Source organism: Curtobacterium sp. PhB25 (assembly GCF_004365375.1).
Taxonomy (GTDB): domain Bacteria; phylum Actinomycetota; class Actinomycetes; order Actinomycetales; family Microbacteriaceae; genus Curtobacterium.
In genome coordinates, this window is the sequence record NZ_SODR01000002.1 from 220640 (window position 1) to 238965 (window position 18326).

Genomic DNA, 18326 nt, shown 5'->3' on the forward strand with positions numbered 1-18326 from the left:
ATGACGAACAACACCGGGACCTGGGTCGCGATCGGTCCGGCGGGTGCGGTGGGCAGCATCCACCGTGCCGCGGACGGCTTCCAGGTCGAGCTCTACGGACGAGGGCGCGCCGGCGGGCTCTACCCGTCGCTCGAGTCGGCGAAGGGCGCGGTCCACGCTGCGCTCGGCCCGCTCGCGGCGCGGCCCGAGTTCCGAGCGCACTAGCGGTCCAGGGCCGGACAGGAGGCCCGGGGGACTCGTCCTCCACAGGTCGCCTGATCGGGTCCACACGCCACAGATCGAGCCCGGGGCTGCTTCCGCAGCCCCGGGATCGATGACGATCGACGCATGAACGACATCATCACCGTCTGCGGAATCGTCGCCACGGAACCCCGTCACCTCGTCACCGAGACCGGCATCGCCATCACGAGCCTCCGGCTCGCCTCACCGTCACGTCGATGGGACCGGGCCAGCGCGGCCTGGGTCAACGGTGCGACCAACTGGTACACCGTCACCGCGTTCCGCTCCCTCGCGTCGAACGTGTTCAAGTCCCTGAAGAAGGGCGACCGCATCGTCGTCTCCGGCCGCGTCCGGATCCGCACCTGGGAGCGCGACGGCCGGGGTGGAACGTCGGTCGAGATCGACGCCGACGGCATCGGGCACGACCTGGCGTGGGGCATCAGCAACTGGGTCCGGGTGCCGCGGCAGGTGAACGACACGACGTCGGGGCACGGCGGGGTGCGGGGCGTCGATCCCCGGACCGGCGAGGTGCACGGCGGCGGGCTGGGCGCTGCTCCTGCGCTCGACGGTCCGCGGCACGAGCACGACACCGAGCACGAGGCCGAGGCTGGTGCCGGGGCCCACCGCGAGGACGAGGACGCACCCGGGACCGACCACGGGACCGGGGCCGGGATCGACGACGGACTCGACGAAGCCGACCCGGTCGGGCCGTCGGAGCGCATGCTCGAACAGGACGGTGCCGCGTTCGACCCCGAGTCGCCGGATGACGACGGACCCCTCGCCCGGGTCGCCGCGTGAGTCCGGTCAGACCCGCCGGACGGTCACCACTTCTGCGCGATCATCGCGATGCCGGACACCTGCTCGGTGTCCCAGTTCCCACCGCGCGGCAGCCCGGCGACCCGGCCGTCGATCTTGAAGGTCGCGCCCTGGATCCGCGGCTTGTTCGTCTGCGTCGCCTTCAGCCCGCGGAACGAGAAGCTCGTGTTCCACGTGCCGTTCAGGCCGGTCTGGCCCTTCCGGTCGCCGACGGTGATGCGCGTGTTCTGCACGGTCGAGTGCACGACGTCGCCGTTGAGTCGGGCGTTCGCTTCGGCGTTGAAGAACAGCCGGCCGTCCAGGTTGAGCTTGAGGGTGCCGATCGTCTTGTGGTTCACGATCATCGTCGCGACGTCGTTCTTGTACCAGCGCATCCCGATCGGCGTGAGCTTGTTCGTCGCCGGACCGAGGTAACCGTAGGTGAACTTGCCGTTCTGTACGCGCTCCCAGATGTAGCGCGGCTTGCCCTTGCTCTCGGGGGACCCCTTGTCCGACTGGATGCCGAAGGAGTAGGCGTTGTTGTGGGCGTCGTGGACGTTGATGTACGACGAGTAGCCCGTGCCGGATCCGTTGGCGCTGATGCTCGCCGTGTAGAGCAGGTACGGGTCGCCCTTCGGGACGGCACCGGCGGCCGATGCCGGCGCGGCCGGTGCGACGAGGGCGACGGTGAGCGCGATCGCTCCGACGAAGGGGAGCGCGAGTCGGCGCAGTCGTGTGGCGTGCCTGGTCATGGTTGTCATCCCGTCCGTGATCCTGAATCGGTCCGCGTCGTGGTGAGCGACGGTCCCCGAGGTGGTTGGCGAGGACAACCTACGTCGTCGCCAGGGATCCCGACAGACCCCCGTCCCGCCGGGTGCGCGAAGCGGCGATCCCGTCCCGGGCGCGCGACGCACCGACGGGGTCACTACACTTGGGGCCGATATGGCTGAGTACATCTACCAGATGGTCCGCGCCCGCAAGGCGGTCGGCGACAAGCTGATCCTCGACGACGTCACGATGTCGTTCCTCCCCGGCGCCAAGATCGGCGTCGTGGGACCGAACGGTGCGGGCAAGTCGACGATCCTGAAGATCATGGCCGGTCTCGACCAGCCGTCGAACGGTGAGGCGAAGCTCACGCCGGGCTTCACCGTCGGCATCCTCATGCAGGAGCCGGAGCTCGACGAGACGAAGACCGTCCTCGAGAACGTCCAGGAAGGCGTCGGCGAGATCCACGCGAAGCTCGCCCGCTTCAACGAGATCTCCGCGCTGATGGCCGAGCCCGACGCCGACTTCGACGCGCTCCTCGCCGAGATGGGCACGCTGCAGGAAGAGATCGACGCCGCCGACGCGTGGGACCTCGATTCGCAGCTCGAGCAGGCCATGGCCGCGCTCCAGTGCCCCCCGGGGGACGAGCTCGTCACGCACCTGTCCGGCGGTGAGAAGCGTCGCGTCGCGCTCTGCAAGCTCCTGCTCCAGAAGCCCGACCTGCTCTTGCTCGACGAGCCCACCAACCACCTGGACGCCGAGAGCGTGCAGTGGCTCGAGCAGCACCTGCAGCAGTACCACGGTGCCGTCCTCGCCGTGACCCACGACCGGTACTTCCTGGACCACGTCGCCCAGTGGATCGCCGAGGTCGACCGTGGTCGCCTCTACCCGTACGAGGGCAACTACTCGACGTACCTCGAGAAGAAGCGTGCGCGCCTCGAGGTGCAGGGCAAGAAGGACGCGAAGCTCGCGAAGCGCCTGTCCTCCGAGCTCGACTGGGTCCGCAGCAACACCAAGGGTCGTCAGGCGAAGTCGAAGGCCCGTCTCGCCCGGTACGAAGAGATGGTCACCGAGGCCGAGCGCACCCGGAAGCTCGACTTCGAGGAGATCGTGATCCCCGTGGGCCCGCGTCTGGGCTCGCAGGTCATCGACGCCGAGAAGCTGCACAAGCAGTTCGGTGAGCGCGTCATCATCGGTGACCTGTCGTTCACGCTGCCCCGCAACGGCATCGTCGGCGTCATCGGCCCGAACGGTGTCGGCAAGACGACGCTGTTCAAGACGATCGTCGGGCTCGAACCCCTCGACGGCGGCACGCTGAAGATCGGCGACACCGTCGACATCTCGTACGTCGACCAGAGCCGTGGCGGCATCGACCCGAACAAGAACCTGTGGGAGGTCGTGTCCGACGGGCTCGACTACATCCAGGTCGGCAAGACCGAGATCCCGTCCCGCGCCTACGTCTCGCAGTTCGGGTTCAAGGGCCCGGACCAGCAGAAGCGTGCCGGCATCCTGTCCGGTGGTGAGCGCAACCGCCTGAACCTCGCGCTGACGCTCAAGCAGGGCGGCAACCTGCTGCTCCTCGACGAGCCGACGAACGACCTGGACGTCGAGACCCTCGGCAGCCTCGAGAACGCCCTGCTCGAGTACCCCGGTTGCGCCGTTGTCATCACTCACGACCGGTGGTTCCTCGACCGCATCGCGACCCACATCCTGGCGTGGGAAGGCCTCAACGAGGACGGCACGCCGAACTGGTACTGGTTCGAGGGCAACTTCGAGGCGTACGAGGAGAACAAGATCGAGCGCCTCGGTGCCGATGCCGCGAAGCCCGGGCGCGCGACGTACCGCAAGCTCACCCGCGACTGACCCGCGTGGCGAGACTGCACGCTCCCATCCGCATGCGGTGGAGCGACATCGACGCCTACGGCCACGTCAACAACTCCGCGATGCTGCGCCTGCTCGAAGAGGCGCGCATCGTGGGGTTCTGGGGTCCGGACGCGGGTGAGCTGACGGCGGACGGCAGCCTGCCCGAGCCGATCATCGACGGTCGGCCGGGCTCCGGCACGATGACGGTGATCGCCGGACAGCGCCTCGAGTACCTCGCGTCGATCCCGTACCTGCGCCAGCCGCTCGACATCCAGATGTGGATCGGGCGGCTCGGTGGGGCGAGCGTCGACGTGTCGTACGAGGTCTGGTCGCCGGTCGGGCAGCAGCCGGCCGAGCTCTACACCCGGGCGACGACCGCGCTCGTCATGGTGGACGCCGCCACGAACCGTCCTCGGCGGCTGACCGCGGCCGAGCGTGCGGCGTGCGAGCAGTACCTCGAGGCCCCGGTGGAGTTCAGCCGCCCGTAGGGACCCGCATCATGCCCTCCTGCGCCACGGTCGCCAGCAGGCGTCCGTCGCGGGAGAACATCCGGCCGAACGCGAGCCCCCGGCCGCCCTGCGCGCTGGGGGACTCCTGCGTGTACAGGATCCACTCGTCGGCCCGACCGTCGCGGTGCCACCACATCGCGTGGTCGAGGCTGGCGCTCTTCACGCCGGGCGTGCCCCAGGCGACGCCGTGCCGCCGCATGATCGGTTCGAGGATCGACAGGTCGCTGGCGTACCCGAGGACCGCACGGTGCAGCGCCGGGTCGTCCGGCAGGTCGCCCTGCACACGGAACCAGACCGCCTGGTGCGGCACGTGCTCGCCCTGCACGTCGACGAACACCGGTCCCTCGACGTGCCGCAGGTCGATCGAGCGCTCGGCCCAGGCCTTGGCGACGGGGTGGTCGATGGTGGACAGGATCGACGCGGCGGACGGCAGCGACTCCGGTGACGGCGTGTCCACCGGGTACGGGTCCTGGTGCTCGACCCCGGTGTCCGGCACCTGGAACGACGCGATCATCGAGAAGATCGGAACTCCGCGCTGGTAGGCCTGCACGCGCCGTGTCGCGAAGGACCGACCGTCGTGGATGCGTTCGACGCCGAAGGTGATCGGCACGTCGATGTCGCCGGGACGCAGGAAGTACCCGTGCATCGAGTGGATGTCACGCCCCTCGATGGTGGCCTGCGCAGCGACGATGCACTGGGCGAGCACCTGGCCGCCGAACACCCGCCCGCCGGGGGACCAGTGGTTCGCGCCGGTGAGGATCGTCTCACCCGTGCTCGCACCGGTGTCCTCGAGTCGGAGTGTCCGCAGGAAGTCGGGTTCGCCGTTCACGTGGTGCAGTCTACGAACACAGGGTGCGCCGGTAGGATCGGTTCGACATGGGCACCTCGTTCACGCTTCCCGACGCCGCCTCCCTCGGGGACCTCCGCACGTACCTCGGACGTGCCGCTCGGATCGAGGACGGTTCGGTCCGGTTCATCGCCGACTCCGGTGTCCTCGCGGTCTACACGGCGATCCTGTACCCCCTCGGACTCCTCGACGAGCTGCCGACGGTGCTCGGCCTCCGCACGTTCTCGCTCACCGAGCCCGCGACGATCGACGCCGTGGTGCCGCTGCAGTCCCTGCTCGAGCGGCTCCGGCTCCTCGCCGAGGAACAGGACGCCGAGCACGCCGACGGCGCCGACCCGACGCGGGCCACACCGATCGAGGTCGAGCTCCCGCACGAGGTCCACACCGTGACGTGGGCGGCGATCTCCCCGCCCCGTGGCGGATGGGTGCCGCTGCCCGACGTCTCGCCGGAGCTGCTGCGCCGCGCCACCCGTGACGGCATCGCCGAGGTCGCCGACGCCGTCCCGACCAACGCGGGTGAGGCGATCATCCGCAAGGTGCGATCCGAGGTCTGGGGCCGTCCGGTGCCGGGCATCGAGCACCTGCCCGCTGGTGCAGGCTTCGCGGGGGAGAGCCTCGGCTTCCTCGGGCACGACCCGGTCCGCCTGTTCGAGACCGGTCCGTGGAGCCGTCTGACGACGTCGCGCGGGCACGTGCTCGTCAAACGCCGCGCCTGGACCCTGAACCTGTAGCGAACGTCCCGTCCTGGCTAGGTGGTTGGCTGGCCGCATGCACGTCTTGCTCACCGGTGCGTCCGGGTACATCGGCTCTTCCGTCCTCCGCGCCCTCGTCGCCCACGGGCACGAGGTGACCGCCATCGTCCGCTCCGACGAGAAGGCGCAGCACGTGCGTGACGCCGGTGGGCACGCCCTCGTCGGGGACGTCACCGACACCGAGGTCGTCGAACGACTGGTGCACGAGACCGACGGCGTCGTCCACACGGCGTCCGCGCCCGACGTCGACCCGGACTTCACCGCGACGGTCCTGCGCGCGTCCGCCGGCACACCGAAGCCGTTCGTGCACACCGGCGGCATCTTCACCTTCGGCAACTCGACGGACATCTCCGAGCAGTCGCCGATCGATCCGCCCGAGCTGACGTCGTGGCGCACGGCGAACGAGGCTGCCGTGCGGGCGAGTGACGTGCGGACCACGATCGTCGCCCCGGGCATCGTGTACGGGCGAGGTGCCGGCATCCCCACGATGTTCGTCAGCGACGGCACACAGCCGGTCACGCTGGTCGGTGACGGCTCGCAGCGCTGGACCACGGTGCACGTCGACGACCTCGGCGAGCTCTACGTCCTCGCGCTGGAGCGTGCCGAGCAGGACGGGTACATCGTCGCCGCGACGGGGGACAACCCGACGGTGCGCGAACTCGCCGAAGCGGGGGCGCACGGCGCACCGGTCGTCGCCGAGAGCGTCGATGCTTCGCGCGAGCGACTTGGCGGGGCCTTCGCCGACGCGCTGCTCCTGCACCAGGAGGCGTCCGGAGCCCACGCCCGCTCCGCCTTCGGCTGGAACCCGACGCACCCGGCCCCGGTCCATGACCTCGCCACCGGCTCGTACGCGCGCTGAAGGCGGACGAACGGCCCTTGACGACGGCGTCAGCGCCGTCGAGGTTCCACAACACGCCGCACGCCGTTCGCCGAGGTTCCACGAACGGGACGAAGCGCCGCCGAGATGTGCAGATTTCGGAACCTGGGCGGCAGTCGGAACCTGGACGGCAGTCGGAACCTGGGCGGCTGAAGAGCAGGCGTCAGTCGAAGGTGTTCGTCATGGCGTGCGCGGCGCGGTCGAGGTACGCCCAGAGCTCGGCCTCGTCGAGGGGTGCGAGCTGCAGGGACTCGACGGCCTCGCGCATGTGGTGCAGCCAGCGCTCGCGGGCCTCGGACGTGATGCGGAACGGGTTGTGCCGCATCCGGAGCCGGGGGTGTCCGCGTTCCTCGCTGTAGGTGCCCGGCCCGCCCCAGTACTGCTGCAGGAAGGCCGACAGGCGCCAGATCGCGCCCTCGAGGTCGTCGGCCGGGTACATCGGCCAGATGACGTCGTCCTGCTGCACGCCCTCGTAGAAGCGGCGCACGAGCCGGTCGAAGGTCGGGGCGCCACCGATGCGGTCGAAGAGCGATCCGGTGGCCGAGACCCCGTGCTCGCCGACCCGCAGCGTGATCGGCTGTGCCGGAACACCCGGCACGCCGGGCACGCCGAGACCAGCCCCGCCGGGACCGCTGCTCGGAGGTGTGGGATCGGTCACTGGGGGTCCTTCCCGCCGTCGTGGTGGTCGTCGGTCCGGATGGGTTGCCCGAGCACGTTGCGCTTGGGGCGGCGCGGCTTGGTCGGCGCCGGGGTGGGACGCGTCTGCACCGACCGCAGCCCGTTGATCGAGGTCGCGTTCTCCCAGCCCTCGGGCATGATCATCGCCATCGCCGGCAGGGTGACTCCGATCTCGTCGACGGCGTGCTTCAGGCGGGCGCGGAGTTCGCGGCCGACGACGTCGAGTTCGGAGGCGCGGGTCTTCACGACGAGGCGGAACACCATGCCGTCGGGGGAGACCGACTGCAGCCCCCAGATCTCGGGCTTCTCGACGATGCGCTGGCGCCAGCGGGGCTCCTGCGACATGGTGACGGCGGCCGCGAGCAGGGCGTCCTGCACGGCGTCGATGTCAGTGTCGTAGGGGACGGTGATGTCGACGAGGACGCGCGACCAGCCCTGGGACAGGTTGCCGACGCGCAGGATCTGCCCGTTCGGCACGAACCACAGGATCCCGTTGACGTCACGCACCTGCATGACACGGAGTCCGACGTTCTCGACGACGCCGGTGGCCTGCCCGGTGTCGACGACGTCGCCGACGCCGGCCTGGTCCTCGAGGATCATGAAGATGCCGGACAGCAGGTCCTTCACGATCGACTGTGCGCCGACGGCGAGGCCCGCGGCGACGAGCGACGCGCCACCGACGATGCCGACGGCGGCGTTCGGCACCAGGAGCGGGATGATCACGACCAGGGCGATCACCACGACGATGACCGTGGCCAGGTTCTGCAGGACGCTCCCGAGTGTGCGGGTGCGCTGCACGACGCGTGCGGTCTGCACCGGCGACGCGATGAGCGCCTGCGTGTCGGTCGCTCCCTGTCGCTTCTTGACGCCGGAGACGACGCGGTCGACGACCTGACGAATCACTCGGCGCAGGATCAGCCGGAGGATGATCGCGACGAGGATCGTGATCACGATGACGATCGCGTCGTGCCAGGTGGTGACGAAGTCGGTGAAGGCGTTGGAGACGGCCTTCGTGGTCTCATCGGTGGTTGCAGCGAGGCTCATGATCCGGTCGATGCTAGAGGGCGGGGCCTCGGCGTTCCATGAGGAACGCCAAGACCCCGCCGATCAGTCACTCGAGCTCAGGCGTCGGCAGCCTGCACCCGGAGCGCACGCTCCGTGCCCGCGACGCTCTCGGACACGATGCGCCGCAGCGCCGGGGTCTCCGGGTGCGCCTCGAGCCACGCGTGGGCGGCGTCGCGGAGCTCGGCCGACGCGAGCGGCGCCGGGTAGAGGCCCGAGACGATGGTGTCGGCCATGTGGTAGCTGCGCTCGGCCCAGATGCGGGTGAGCACCTCGAAGTACTTCGGCACGAGGCCTTCGAGCACGACGGGGCTGTTCACGTGTTGGAACCCGACCGTGGTCTGGCGCACGATCGCGTTCGGCAGCTCGGAGGAGTCGACGAGCGACGCGAAGGCGGCCAGCTTGCCCTCGGCGGTCGGGATCGTCGCACGGGCGCGGGCCGCGGCCTGCTCACCCGACGCGGTCTTGTCGGCCGCGAGTTCGGCGTCGACCTCGGCATCGGAGGCGGCACCGGCGAGCACGAGGCCCTCGAGCAGCTCCCAGCGCAGGTCGGTGTCGATCTCGAGCCCGTTCAGTGTGACCGAACCGTCGCGCAGCCCCTGCAGGGTGGCGACGTGCTCGGGCGTCGACGCGATCTGTGCGAAGAACTTCACGAACTGGAACTGGGCGTCCGACCCGGCCTCGGCCGAGGCCGCGAGCTGCCAGAGCGTCTCGCCCACCGTGCGGACCGTGGCGTCGACCTTCGACGGCGCCACGTAGTTGCGCGTCGTCAGGAGGAGCTGCGACAGGGTCGTGCGGATGGTCGTCGACTCGGATTCGGTCGCGATGTTGCCGAGCGCGAGCCGGACGTAGTCGCTGGCGGGCGATTCGGCGTCGCGCGTGGCGTCCCACATCGCACCCCACACGATCGAGCGCGCGAGCGGGTTCGCGATGGCCGCGAGGTGCTCGATCGCCGTCGTGCGGGACTGCTCGTCGAGACGGATCTTGGCGTAGGCCAGGTCGTCGTCGTTGAGGAGCACGAGGTCGCCGCGCTGCACGCCGACGAGCTCGGGGACCTCGGTGCGTGCGCCGTCGACGTCGATCTCGACGCGGTGCACGCGCTCGAGCTTGCCGCCGGACGACGCGGTGTCGGCACCGAACGGCGCGGAGTCGTCCGTCCCGAAGGAGTAGACGCCGATGGCCAGGCGGTGCGGGCGGAGCGTCGGGTAGTCGGCCGGCGCTTCCTGCAGGACGGCGAACGCGGTGATCGCGCCGGACGCGTCGACCTCGATCTCCGGGCGGAGCGTGTTGACGCCCGCGGTCTCGAGCCAGAGCTTCGACCACTCGGACAGGTCACGGCCGCTGGTGGCCTCGAGCTCGACGAGCAGGTCACGCAGCTCGGTGTTCGAGTGGTGGTGCTTCTTGAAGTAGGCCGAGACGCCGGCGAAGAACGCGTCGATGCCGACCCACGCCACGAGCTGCTTCAGGACGGAGCCGCCCTTGGCGTACGTGATGCCGTCGAAGTTGACCTGGACGTCCTCGAGGTCGTTGATCGTCGCGACGATCGGGTGGGTCGAGGGCAGCTGGTCCTGGCGGTAGGCCCAGGACTTCTCCATCGCCTGGAACGTGGTCCAGGCCTCGGTCCACTCGGTGGCCTCGGCGGTGGCGATCGTGGAGGCCCACTCGGCGAACGACTCGTTCAACCACAGGTCGTTCCACCACTTCATGGTGACGAGGTCGCCGAACCACATGTGGGCGAGCTCGTGCAGGATCGTGACGACCCGGCGCTCCTTGATGGCGTCGGTCACCTTCGAGCGGAAGACGTAGGTCTCGGTGAACGTGACGGCGCCCGCGTTCTCCATCGCGCCGGCGTTGAACTCCGGCACGAAGAGCTGGTCGTACTTCTCGAACGGGTACGGGACGTCGAACTTCTCCTCGTAGTAGGCGAAGCCCTTCTTGGTGGTCTCGAACACGTACTCGGGGTCGAGGTACTCGGCCAGCGACTTGCGCGCGAAGACGCCGAGCGGGATGGTCCGGCCGTCGCTGCTCGTGAGTTCGTCGCGGACGACCTCGTACGGGCCGGCGATGAGCGCCGTGATGTAGCTCGAGATGGTCGCGGTGGGCGGGAAGGCCCAGGTCGCGTTCTCACCGTCGACGTGGGGCTCGGGCGTCGGGGAGTTCGACACGACCTGCCACCGTGACGGCGCCGTCACGGTGAAGGAGAACTGTGCCTTGAGGTCGGGCTGCTCGAACACCGCGAACATGCGGCGCGAGTCGGGGACCTCGAACTGGGAGTACAGGTACACCTCGTCGTCCACGGGGTCGACGAAGCGGTGCAGGCCCTCGCCGGTGTTCGTGTACAGCGCGTCGCTGACGACCACGAGCTCGTTCTGCTCCTGCAGGTCGTCGAGCTGGATGCGGACGCCGTCGTTCACCGCGGCGACGTCGAGCGCGGTGCCGTTCAGGGTGACGGAGTGCACGGTCTTCGTGATCGCGTCGATGAACGTGGACGCACCGGCGGTCGCGGTGAAGCGCACGCGGGTGGTGCTGCCGAACGTCTCGGCGCCGCGGGTCAGGTCGAGCTCGACGTCGTACGTCTGCACGCTGACGATGCCGGCACGTTCCTGGGCTTCGGTTCTGGTGAGGTTCTCTCCGGGCACGCAACGCTCCATCTTCGCTGAGGACGCGGACGATCGTGGTCCGCGAGGGGGAGTCCCGGCACGGCGTCGTGCACCGGCGGGACGGTCATCCCCAGCCTAGCGACGCCGCGTACGCTCGGAGCGTGAGCGAGACGACTGTGGACAAGACGACGGAACACACGACGGAACACCCGACCGAACGCACCACCGTGGAGTTCTGGTTCGACCCGAACTGCCCCTGGGCCTGGATGACGAGCCGCTGGGTGGGCGAGGTCGCCGAGCACCGCGACCTCGACGTCACGTGGAAGGTGATGAGCCTGTTCGTCCTGAACGAGGACCAGGACATCCCCGACGAGTACCGCGAGCGCATCCACAAGGGGCAGCTCTACCCGCGCATCGTCACGGCGGCGCGGCTCCGGCTCGGCCAGGACATCGTGAAGCCGCTCTACGACGCCCTCGGTGAGCACATCCACCACCGCCAGGAGCAGGACCCCGACCAGGTGGTCCCCGCCGTGCTCGCGGAGCTCGGCCTCGACGCCGACCTGCTCGAGTACGCCTGGACGGACGAGGTCGACGCCGCCGTGCGCGTCAGCCACCAGGACGGCATCGACCGCGTCGGACAGGACGTCGGCACGCCCGTCATCGCCGTCGCCGGCACCGCGTTCTTCGGCCCGGTCATCTCCCCGGCACCCAAGGGCCAGGAAGCGCTCGACCTGTGGGACGGCGTCGTCGCCGTGGCGAAGTACCCCGGCTTCTTCGAGCTCAAGCGCTCGCGCACCGTCGGCCCGATCTTCGACACCACCGCCTGACGCTCCGGCAAGCGGACGGGAGGCGCGGCTCGCCCCCGCCCCTCGGCTCGCGTCAGGCGAGGGGCAGGCGCATGAGCGTCAGGTCCAGCCAGCGGTCGAACTTGCGTCCGACCTCGGGCACGACCGCGACCGTGCTGAACCCGAGCTTCTCGTGCAGCGCGATCGACCCGGTGTTCGTGCTGCAGATCCCGGCCATCATGACGTGCCGGCCCTCGGCGGTCGCCCGCTCGACGAGCGACCGCATCAGGGTCGAGGCGATGCCCCGACCGCGGAACGACTCGACCACGTAGACGCTGTGCTCGACGGTCAGCCGGTACCCGTGGTGCGGCCGCCACTGCGAGTACGTGGCGTACCCGGCCACGGTGCCGCCGACCTCGGCGACGAGCACCGGGTACCCGTCGCCCTGCCGCTCGGCCAGCCAGCCGTCGAAGTAGGCGCGGGGGTGCGGGGTCTCCTGCCAGATGGCGGTGGAGTGCAGCACGGCGTCGACGTGCAGGGCGTGCACGACGTCGAGGTCGCCGGGTCCGCAATCGCGCACCACGACCGGATCCGTCCCGCTCGTCGCATATGCTGTCGTCATGTCTCACATCGTAGACGACGAGCCGGGTCTCGCGGAACGTGCCCTCGGCGAGCGCCTCCAGCGCCTGCGCACCGAACGCAAGTGGAGCCTCACCGAGCTCGCCGAGGAGTCCGGTGTCTCCCGCGCGATGATCAACCGCGTCGAGCGCGGGGTGTCGAGCCCCACCGCGACGATCCTCGGCCGGCTCTCCGGCGCCTTCGGCCTGACGATCTCGCAGCTCCTCGACGAGGCCCTCGAGCACGAGGTGCCCAGGGCGACCGACCCCGACGACGCACGCGGCATCCAACGCGGCGCGACCGCGGAGTCCTGGACCGATCCCGACACCGGGTACCGCCGCCGTCCGGTCTCGAGTGCGGCGTTCCCCGCGGACGTCACTGAGGTGCGCCTCCCGGCCGGCCGCGAAGTGGCCTACCCGGCGTCCGCCTACGCGTTCCTGCGGCACTGCATCTGGGTGGTCGACGGCGTGCTCGAGCTCGTCGTCGGCGGCGAGCCGACGCGGCTCGCCGCGGGGGACCGGATCGAGCTCGGTGACCCCGCCGACGTGGTCTACCGGAACCCGGGCGAGGGGCCCACGCGGTACGTCGTCGTGGTGGTCCGGGGGCAGTAGTCGCAGGAATAGGATCGGTTCCATGCGCATCCACCTCGGAACGGACCACGCCGGCCTCGAGTTCAACCAGACCCTCGCAACGCACCTGACCGAAGCCGGTCACGAGGTCGTGGACCACGGACCGACCGAGTACGACGCGCTCGACGACTACCCCTCGTTCTGCATCAACGCCGCGCACGCCGTGGTGCAGGACCAGCGAGCCGGCGTCCAGGCGCTCGGCGTCGTGTTCGGCGGCTCCGGCAACGGTGAGCAGATCGCCGCGAACAAGGTCGAGGGCGTCCGCGCAGCGCTCGTCTGGAACGAGTCGACCGCACTCCTCGCACGCCAGCACAACGACGCCAACGTCATCTCGATCGGTGCGCGCCAGCACACCGAGGACGAAGCGATCCGCTTCGTCGACCTGTTCATCGCCGAGCCGTTCTCGGGCGAGGAGCGTCACGCGCGCCGCATCGCGCAGCTGGCCGAGTACGAGCAGACGGGGCACATCGCCGGCAAGCAGATCGACGGCTCGGCCGAGTAGACAGGTCCCATGCCCGAGGGTCACTCCGTCCACCGAATCGCCAACCAGTTCACCCGGCACTTCGTCGGCAAGCGCTGCGAGGTGTCCAGTCCGCAGGGGCGGTTCGCCGCCGGGGCCGCTCAGCTCGACGGCAAGCGGATGATCGCCGCCCGTGCCGTGGCGAAGCAGATGTTCCTCGAGTTCGAGGGCGACCTGTTCCTGCGCGTCCACCTCGGGCTCTACGGCGCGTGGGACTTCGCCGGCGACCTGTCGACCGCCACGGCGCTGTCCGCCGACGACGACGGCGAGGAGTCCCTCACGTCGATCGGCGCACCCCGACTGGCGCGGTACCGGATGGCCGAGCAGGAGAAGGTCGAGGACCCGATCGAGTCCTTCCCGCCGGACCCCGTCGGCCAGGTGCGCGTCCGGATCCTGACCGAGGACACCGTCGCCGACCTGCGCGGCCCGACGGCCTGCGTGGTGGAGACCCCGGCCGAGGTGCAGCGTGCCCTCGACAAGCTCGGCCCCGACCCGATGAACGACGACGGTCCCGAGGCCGAGAAGACGTTCGTGGACAACGTCCGGAAGCGGAACGTCGCCATCGGCCAGCTGCTCATGGACCAGTCCGTGGTGAGCGGCATCGGCAACATCTACCGGGCCGAACTGCTGTTCCGGCAGCGCATCGACCCGTACAAGGTCGGCAAGAAGATCACCGTCAAGCAGGCGAAGGCGCTGTGGGCGGACTGGTCGAAGCTGCTGCACGACGGCGTCCGCGACGGCCTGATGATGACGATGGACGGCCTGTCCGACGCCGAGTACAAGAAGGCGCAGCGGTCGCGCAAGGACCGGCACTGGGTCTACCACCGCCAGGGTGAGCCCTGCCGGGTGTGCGGCACCGAGATCCGGGTGGCCGACATGGCCGGTCGGAAGCTCTACTGGTGCCCGAAGGACCAGAAGTAGCGCGCTTCAGAGCTCTGAGTACGTGAACCGTCCGGCGATCGCGGTCGCGAGCACCCGCATCGACCGCAACGAGGACGACGACGCCGCCAGCGGGTCCGACTCGACGAGCACCAGGTCCGCGACGTCGCCGACCGCGACGCTGACCCGACCGTCCGTGGACCCCTGCCACGCGGCGAGCGCCGAGAGTCGTTCGGCGGGGTGCCACGGGTCGCGGCCGTCCCGGTCGCGTCCCACGGCCGCGGCCATCGAGATCCACGGGTCGAGCGGCGCGACGGGGGCGTCCGAACCGAGCAGCAGGCGCGCTCCGGCTCGGGCGAGCGACGCGAACGCGAAGGCGCGGTCGGTGCGGCCCGCCCAGTGCCGGTCGGCGATGTCGCGGTCGTCCATGGCGTGCTCGGGCTGCACCGAGGCGGCCACCCCGAGCCTGGCGAACCGGTCGACGTCGGTGTCGACGAGCAGTTGCGCGTGCTCGATGGTGCCGCGGGCGCCGACGGCTTCGAAGACGTCGAGCGCGAGGGTGTTCGCCCGGTCGCCGATGGCGTGGATCGCGGGGACGAGTCCGGCGTCGACGGCTCGGCGGGTGATCGCGACGAGGTCGTCGAACTCCCACGCCAGCACGCCGGAGCCGTCGGCCATGGCCGCGGTCCGGGTGCCGAGCGAGCCGTCGGTGACGACCTTGAACGGCCCCATCGTGAGCAGGCCGCGGGTCCGGTCGACGACGTCGCCGGTGCGGAGTCCGCGGTCGATCACGGCGTCGAGTTCCGCCGGGTAGACGCCCGACGACACCCGGAGGGCGTCGGTGCCGGCGTGGATCCGGCGCGCCCAGCGGTCGAGGCCGAAGCGCATCTCGAGGTCGACGATGCCCGTCACACCGCGGGCGGCAGCGGCCTCCGCGGCGTCGGCGACGTACCCGTCGAGCAGGTCGTCCGGCACCTGCGAGAGCGCACCGGTCACGTCGAAGGCGTCCTGCTCGCGCAGGATCCCGTCGTCACCCGCCTCGAGCGAGCGGCCGACGAGTGCGGAGAAGTGCGCGAGCGCGAGGGCGTTGCACCAGACGGCGTGCAGGTCACCGCTGATGACGACGGTCGGGAGGCCCGGTGCGGCCTGGTCGAGCAGCTCGCGTCGTGCGGGGGTCGGCCACAACCCGTCGCGGTAGCCGTGTCCGATCAGCACGCGGTCCGGCACCCCGGTCCGCGCGACCGCGGCGAGGAGGTCGGCGGTCGACTCCGCGGAGTCGCAGCCGGAGACGTCGACGCGGCGGCGCACCAGGGCCCACTGGTCGAAGTGCGTGTGGTGGTCGCGGAGGCCGGGGCCGAGCCAGGCGCCGGCCGCCTCGACGACCTCGGTGTCGGGGCCGGCGGGGTCGAGCGTGCCGGCCGGCGCGATCTCGGTGACCAGGCCGTCGACGATGCGGACGTCGGCAGGGGCCCCGGAGGTGCCCACCCTGCGGACGGTGCGGAGCAGGATCTCGCTCATCGCGCCTCCCGGCTGTCCGTCGTGGACCCGACGGACCGGACCCGCTCCATCTCGTCGGCGAGCGCCGGCGACGCGTAGGGGCCGTCGCCGCGCAGGCCGGCGATGATCCGGTCGACGACCTCGGGTGCCTTGTTCTGGGAGAGCTTCGCGCGGGCGTCGAACCGGGTGACCCGGATGCGGATGCCCACGGTGCCCTTCGCCATCCGGCGTGCGGTCTCCTCGTCGATCTCGAGGGACACCGGCTCGGGCATGACGCGCTCGAAGTGGTCGACGAGCTCGCCGAGTACCCGGAAGTTCTCGTCGTCGGACAGCAGCTCCGGCGTGCCCCACAGGTGGGCGGTGACGTGGTTCCAGGTCGGCACGAACTGCTCGGGTGGGTACCAGGCGGGGGAGACGTAGCCGTGCGGACCCTGCACCACGACCAGGACCTCGTGGCGGCCGAGTTCGTGCGCGAGTTCGTCGGGGCGGCCGACGTGCGAGACGAGGACGACCTGGTCGGGGTCGTCGTCCGGCCCGGGCATCTCGAGCAGGAACGGGTAGTGCGACGCGACGATCCCGGCGTCGGTGTGCGACACGATCGTGGCCCACGGGTTGCCGGCGACGAGGCGCTTGACCTCGTCGACGTCCGTCATCAGGAAGTGGGGTGTGTGCCGCATGGTCCGAGCGTGGCACACAGCCCCGGTTGAACGCGACACCTGTCGTTTCGCGAGTGTTTCAGAACGGTAAAAGTTTCAGAGTTCATTGAAAGAAGCATTGTGCCGGGTGCTCGAACGGGCCTAGCTTCACTCATCAACGACGACCCGAGGAGACCCCCATGCGACGCAGGACCATCGCCGCCCTGGCCACGGCAGCCACACTGGCGCTCGTGGTGACCGGCTGTTCGGCGAGCGGCACGGCCGACTCCGCCGGCGGATCGAGCCTGGTGTACGCCACCGGCGAGCCCGACCACCTGACGCCCGGACGACAGACCGTCGCGTTCGACCAGGTGCAGAGCCTGTTCGCGCCGCTGACGCAGACCGACGCGAAGGGCGAGCTCCACGACGTCGCCGCGAAGAGCGTCGAGAGCGACGACGCCACCACGTGGACCATCACCCTCCGGGACGGCTGGACGTTCCAGAACGGCGAGGCCGTCACCCCGGAGAGCTACGTGAAGGCCTGGAACCACGTCGCCTACGGCCCCAACGCGTGGGAGAACAGCGGGCAGCTCGCCGCGATCGTCGGGTACACGGACCTCAACCCGGCGAAGGGCACCCCGAAGACGAAGGAGATGTCGGGGCTGCAGGTCACCGGCAAGGACACCTTCACGGTGACGCTCACCCACGCCGACAGCCAGTTCCCGCTGCAGCTCAGCCAGGCCCAGACGGCGTTCTACCCGATGCCGTCGGCCGCCTACGAGGACCTGAAGGCGTACGACGAGAAGCCGATCGGGAACGGCCCCTACGAGATGCAGTCGGCGTGGAAGGCGGACAAGGAGTTCACCGTCACCGCGTGGAAGGACTACGAGGGCACGAAGCCGGTCACCAAGGACGTCACGTTCCGGAGCTACTCCGACATGAACACCGCCTACACCGACGTCCTCGCGGGCAACGCCGACGTGCTGTTCCTGCCGACCGACAAGATGACGAGCGCGAAGGCCGACTTCGGTGACCGCCTGCACTCCTTCGACGCCCCGGGCATCGACTACCTCGGCTTCCCGCTCTGGGACGACCGGTACTCCGACCCCGACGTCCGTCGCGCGATCTCGATGTCGATCGACCGCGACGAGGTGAACACCGCCATCTACGGCGGCCTGTACGAACCCGCCACCGCACTCACGCCCCCGTCGATGTCCGGCACCGAAGAGGGCATCTGCGGCGACGCGTGCGAGTTCGACCCCGCGGCGGCGAAGCAGCTCCTGGCGAAGTCCGGCGGCTTCGACGGCACGATCACGCTCGTCTACCCCGGCGGCAGCGGCCTCGACTCGCTCTACGAGGCGTACGCCAACCAGATCCGGCAGAACCTGGGCGTCGACACCGTCGCGAAGGCCACCACCGACTGGGCCTCGTACTACTCCGAGCTGACGGACAAGAAGGTCGCCGGCCCGCACTTCGGTCACTGGGGTGCGCTGTACATCAGCCAGCAGAACACCCTCCGCGCCCTGTTCACCCTGGCCGGCGGCTGCTCGCCCTGCACCGGGTACTACCAGTCCGACACCGTCGACGCGCTGCTGGCGAAGGCCGACTCGGCCGGCTCGCAGGACGAGGCGAACGAGTACTACACGAAGACGCAGGAGGCCGTGCTCGAGGACTTCCCCGTCGTCCCGACCTTCTTCGACAAGTACTCGTACGTCACGAGTGACAAGGTCACGAAGCTCCCCGCGGTCGCCGGCAGCCCGGTCGTCGCGCAGATCGCCGTGAAGTAGGGCACCACC

Annotated in this window: 19 protein-coding genes; 11 read left to right on the forward strand and 8 right to left on the reverse strand. The window is 70.0% G+C overall.

Annotated features, from left to right (window positions below; genetic code table 11):
• Together EDF51_RS05610 and EDF51_RS05615 are read left to right on the forward strand one after the other, a co-directional pair.
• Positions 1-204 carry a methyltransferase gene (locus EDF51_RS05610; protein WP_123294006.1) on the forward strand — a complete coding sequence of 68 codons (204 nt, stop codon included), beginning with the start codon at positions 1-3 and terminating at the stop codon, positions 202-204.
• Between the two features lie 123 nt (positions 205-327).
• Complete coding sequence (locus tag EDF51_RS05615) at positions 328-1017, forward strand: single-stranded DNA-binding protein (protein ID WP_134194104.1); 690 nt, start codon at positions 328-330, stop codon at positions 1015-1017.
• Positions 1018-1040: 23 nt separating this feature from the next.
• On the opposite strand, the gene EDF51_RS05620 is transcribed toward EDF51_RS05615, so the two are convergent.
• Entirely contained in the window at positions 1041-1766 is a 726-nt protein-coding gene (locus EDF51_RS05620) for a hypothetical protein (RefSeq protein WP_134194106.1), read from the reverse strand.
• A 190-nt stretch (positions 1767-1956) separates the two neighbouring features.
• Here EDF51_RS05620 and ettA point away from each other — a divergent pair, with 190 nt between their 5' ends.
• On the forward strand, positions 1957-3642 hold the full coding sequence (ettA, locus tag EDF51_RS05625; protein WP_111086790.1) for an energy-dependent translational throttle protein EttA: 1686 nt from the start codon (positions 1957-1959) through the stop codon (positions 3640-3642).
• A 32-nt stretch (positions 3643-3674) separates the two neighbouring features.
• The gene (locus EDF51_RS05630; RefSeq protein ID WP_131878467.1) at positions 3675-4130 is read left to right on the forward strand and encodes a thioesterase family protein; all 456 of its coding nucleotides are present in this window, start codon (positions 3675-3677) and stop codon (positions 4128-4130) included.
• On the opposite strand, the gene EDF51_RS05635 is transcribed toward EDF51_RS05630, so the two are convergent.
• Positions 4117-4980, reverse strand: coding sequence for an acyl-CoA thioesterase II (locus EDF51_RS05635; protein WP_123294002.1), 864 nt, complete (start codon positions 4978-4980; stop codon positions 4117-4119). The genes EDF51_RS05630 and EDF51_RS05635 overlap by 14 nt on opposite strands.
• A 47-nt stretch (positions 4981-5027) precedes the next feature.
• Between EDF51_RS05635 and EDF51_RS05640 the strand changes: the two genes are divergently transcribed.
• Entirely contained in the window at positions 5028-5729 is a 702-nt protein-coding gene (locus EDF51_RS05640; protein WP_131878469.1) for a hypothetical protein, read from the forward strand.
• A 37-nt stretch (positions 5730-5766) separates the two neighbouring features.
• The gene (locus tag EDF51_RS05645; RefSeq protein ID WP_134194108.1) at positions 5767-6609 is read left to right on the forward strand and encodes an NAD-dependent epimerase/dehydratase family protein; all 843 of its coding nucleotides are present in this window, start codon (positions 5767-5769) and stop codon (positions 6607-6609) included.
• A 181-nt stretch (positions 6610-6790) separates the two neighbouring features.
• On the opposite strand, the gene EDF51_RS05650 is transcribed toward EDF51_RS05645, so the two are convergent.
• The 3 genes from EDF51_RS05650 to pepN all read right to left on the reverse strand — a co-directional run bounded on the left by EDF51_RS05650 (position 6791) and on the right by pepN (position 11006).
• Entirely contained in the window at positions 6791-7285 is a 495-nt protein-coding gene (locus EDF51_RS05650; protein WP_279432377.1) for a globin, read from the reverse strand.
• On the reverse strand, positions 7282-8349 hold the full coding sequence (locus tag EDF51_RS05655; protein ID WP_123938881.1) for a mechanosensitive ion channel domain-containing protein: 1068 nt from the start codon (positions 8347-8349) through the stop codon (positions 7282-7284). Before EDF51_RS05655 ends, EDF51_RS05650 begins: the two co-directional genes overlap by 4 nt.
• A gap of 77 nt (positions 8350-8426) precedes the next feature.
• Positions 8427-11006, reverse strand: a complete 2580-nt coding sequence (gene pepN / locus EDF51_RS05660; protein ID WP_131921650.1) for an aminopeptidase N — start codon at positions 11004-11006, stop codon at positions 8427-8429.
• A gap of 122 nt (positions 11007-11128) precedes the next feature.
• Here pepN and EDF51_RS05665 point away from each other — a divergent pair, with 122 nt between their 5' ends.
• On the forward strand, positions 11129-11794 hold the full coding sequence (locus EDF51_RS05665) for a DsbA family protein (protein ID WP_131878475.1): 666 nt from the start codon (positions 11129-11131) through the stop codon (positions 11792-11794).
• A gap of 52 nt (positions 11795-11846) precedes the next feature.
• Here EDF51_RS05665 and EDF51_RS05670 read toward each other — a convergent pair whose 3' ends face one another.
• Positions 11847-12374: a GNAT family N-acetyltransferase gene (locus EDF51_RS05670; protein WP_134194110.1), complete on the reverse strand. Its 528-nt coding sequence runs from the start codon at positions 12372-12374 to the stop codon at positions 11847-11849.
• Here EDF51_RS05670 and EDF51_RS05675 point away from each other — a divergent pair.
• From EDF51_RS05675 to EDF51_RS05685, 3 genes are read left to right on the forward strand one after another with little or no spacing between them, the layout of a single operon-like run.
• Positions 12373-12981: an XRE family transcriptional regulator gene (locus EDF51_RS05675; RefSeq protein WP_123673322.1), complete on the forward strand. Its 609-nt coding sequence runs from the start codon at positions 12373-12375 to the stop codon at positions 12979-12981. The two genes, EDF51_RS05670 and EDF51_RS05675, sit on opposite strands and share 2 nt — an antisense overlap.
• Positions 12982-13003: 22 nt before the next feature.
• Entirely contained in the window at positions 13004-13501 is a 498-nt protein-coding gene (locus EDF51_RS05680; RefSeq protein ID WP_123293994.1) for a ribose-5-phosphate isomerase, read from the forward strand.
• Between the two features lie 9 nt (positions 13502-13510).
• Positions 13511-14440, forward strand: coding sequence for a DNA-formamidopyrimidine glycosylase family protein (locus EDF51_RS05685; protein WP_123293993.1), 930 nt, complete (start codon positions 13511-13513; stop codon positions 14438-14440).
• A gap of 6 nt (positions 14441-14446) precedes the next feature.
• Here EDF51_RS05685 and EDF51_RS05690 read toward each other — a convergent pair whose 3' ends face one another.
• Together EDF51_RS05690 and EDF51_RS05695 are read right to left on the reverse strand one after the other, a co-directional pair.
• Complete coding sequence (locus tag EDF51_RS05690) at positions 14447-15916, reverse strand: amidohydrolase family protein (RefSeq protein ID WP_134194112.1); 1470 nt, start codon at positions 15914-15916, stop codon at positions 14447-14449.
• On the reverse strand, positions 15913-16572 hold the full coding sequence (locus EDF51_RS05695) for an FMN-binding negative transcriptional regulator (protein WP_134194114.1): 660 nt from the start codon (positions 16570-16572) through the stop codon (positions 15913-15915). The genes EDF51_RS05690 and EDF51_RS05695 overlap by 4 nt, the downstream gene beginning before the upstream one ends.
• A gap of 158 nt (positions 16573-16730) precedes the next feature.
• Between EDF51_RS05695 and EDF51_RS05700 the strand changes: the two genes are divergently transcribed.
• Positions 16731-18317, forward strand: a complete 1587-nt coding sequence (locus EDF51_RS05700) for an ABC transporter substrate-binding protein (protein ID WP_216834645.1) — start codon at positions 16731-16733, stop codon at positions 18315-18317.
• The last annotated feature ends 9 nt before the right edge of the window (positions 18318-18326 follow it).

Coding starts and splice junctions, on each gene's coding strand:
- EDF51_RS05620 (WP_134194106.1), bottom strand. CDS start 1,766: ATGACCAGGCACGCCACACGACTGCGCCGACTCGCGCTCCCCTTCGTC.
- EDF51_RS05695 (WP_134194114.1), bottom strand. CDS start 16,572: ATGCGGCACACACCCCACTTCCTGATGACGGACGTCGACGAGGTCAAG.
- ettA (WP_111086790.1), top strand. CDS start 1,957: ATGGCTGAGTACATCTACCAGATGGTCCGCGCCCGCAAGGCGGTCGGC.
- EDF51_RS05630 (WP_131878467.1), top strand. CDS start 3,675: ATGCGGTGGAGCGACATCGACGCCTACGGCCACGTCAACAACTCCGCG.
- EDF51_RS05610 (WP_123294006.1), top strand. CDS start 1: ATGACGAACAACACCGGGACCTGGGTCGCGATCGGTCCGGCGGGTGCG.
- EDF51_RS05700 (WP_216834645.1), top strand. CDS start 16,731: ATGCGACGCAGGACCATCGCCGCCCTGGCCACGGCAGCCACACTGGCG.
- EDF51_RS05655 (WP_123938881.1), bottom strand. CDS start 8,349: ATGAGCCTCGCTGCAACCACCGATGAGACCACGAAGGCCGTCTCCAAC.
- EDF51_RS05675 (WP_123673322.1), top strand. CDS start 12,373: ATGTCTCACATCGTAGACGACGAGCCGGGTCTCGCGGAACGTGCCCTC.
- EDF51_RS05645 (WP_134194108.1), top strand. CDS start 5,767: ATGCACGTCTTGCTCACCGGTGCGTCCGGGTACATCGGCTCTTCCGTC.
- EDF51_RS05690 (WP_134194112.1), bottom strand. CDS start 15,916: ATGAGCGAGATCCTGCTCCGCACCGTCCGCAGGGTGGGCACCTCCGGG.
- EDF51_RS05640 (WP_131878469.1), top strand. CDS start 5,028: ATGGGCACCTCGTTCACGCTTCCCGACGCCGCCTCCCTCGGGGACCTC.
- EDF51_RS05680 (WP_123293994.1), top strand. CDS start 13,004: ATGCGCATCCACCTCGGAACGGACCACGCCGGCCTCGAGTTCAACCAG.
- EDF51_RS05615 (WP_134194104.1), top strand. CDS start 328: ATGAACGACATCATCACCGTCTGCGGAATCGTCGCCACGGAACCCCGT.
- EDF51_RS05670 (WP_134194110.1), bottom strand. CDS start 12,374: ATGACGACAGCATATGCGACGAGCGGGACGGATCCGGTCGTGGTGCGC.
- EDF51_RS05685 (WP_123293993.1), top strand. CDS start 13,511: ATGCCCGAGGGTCACTCCGTCCACCGAATCGCCAACCAGTTCACCCGG.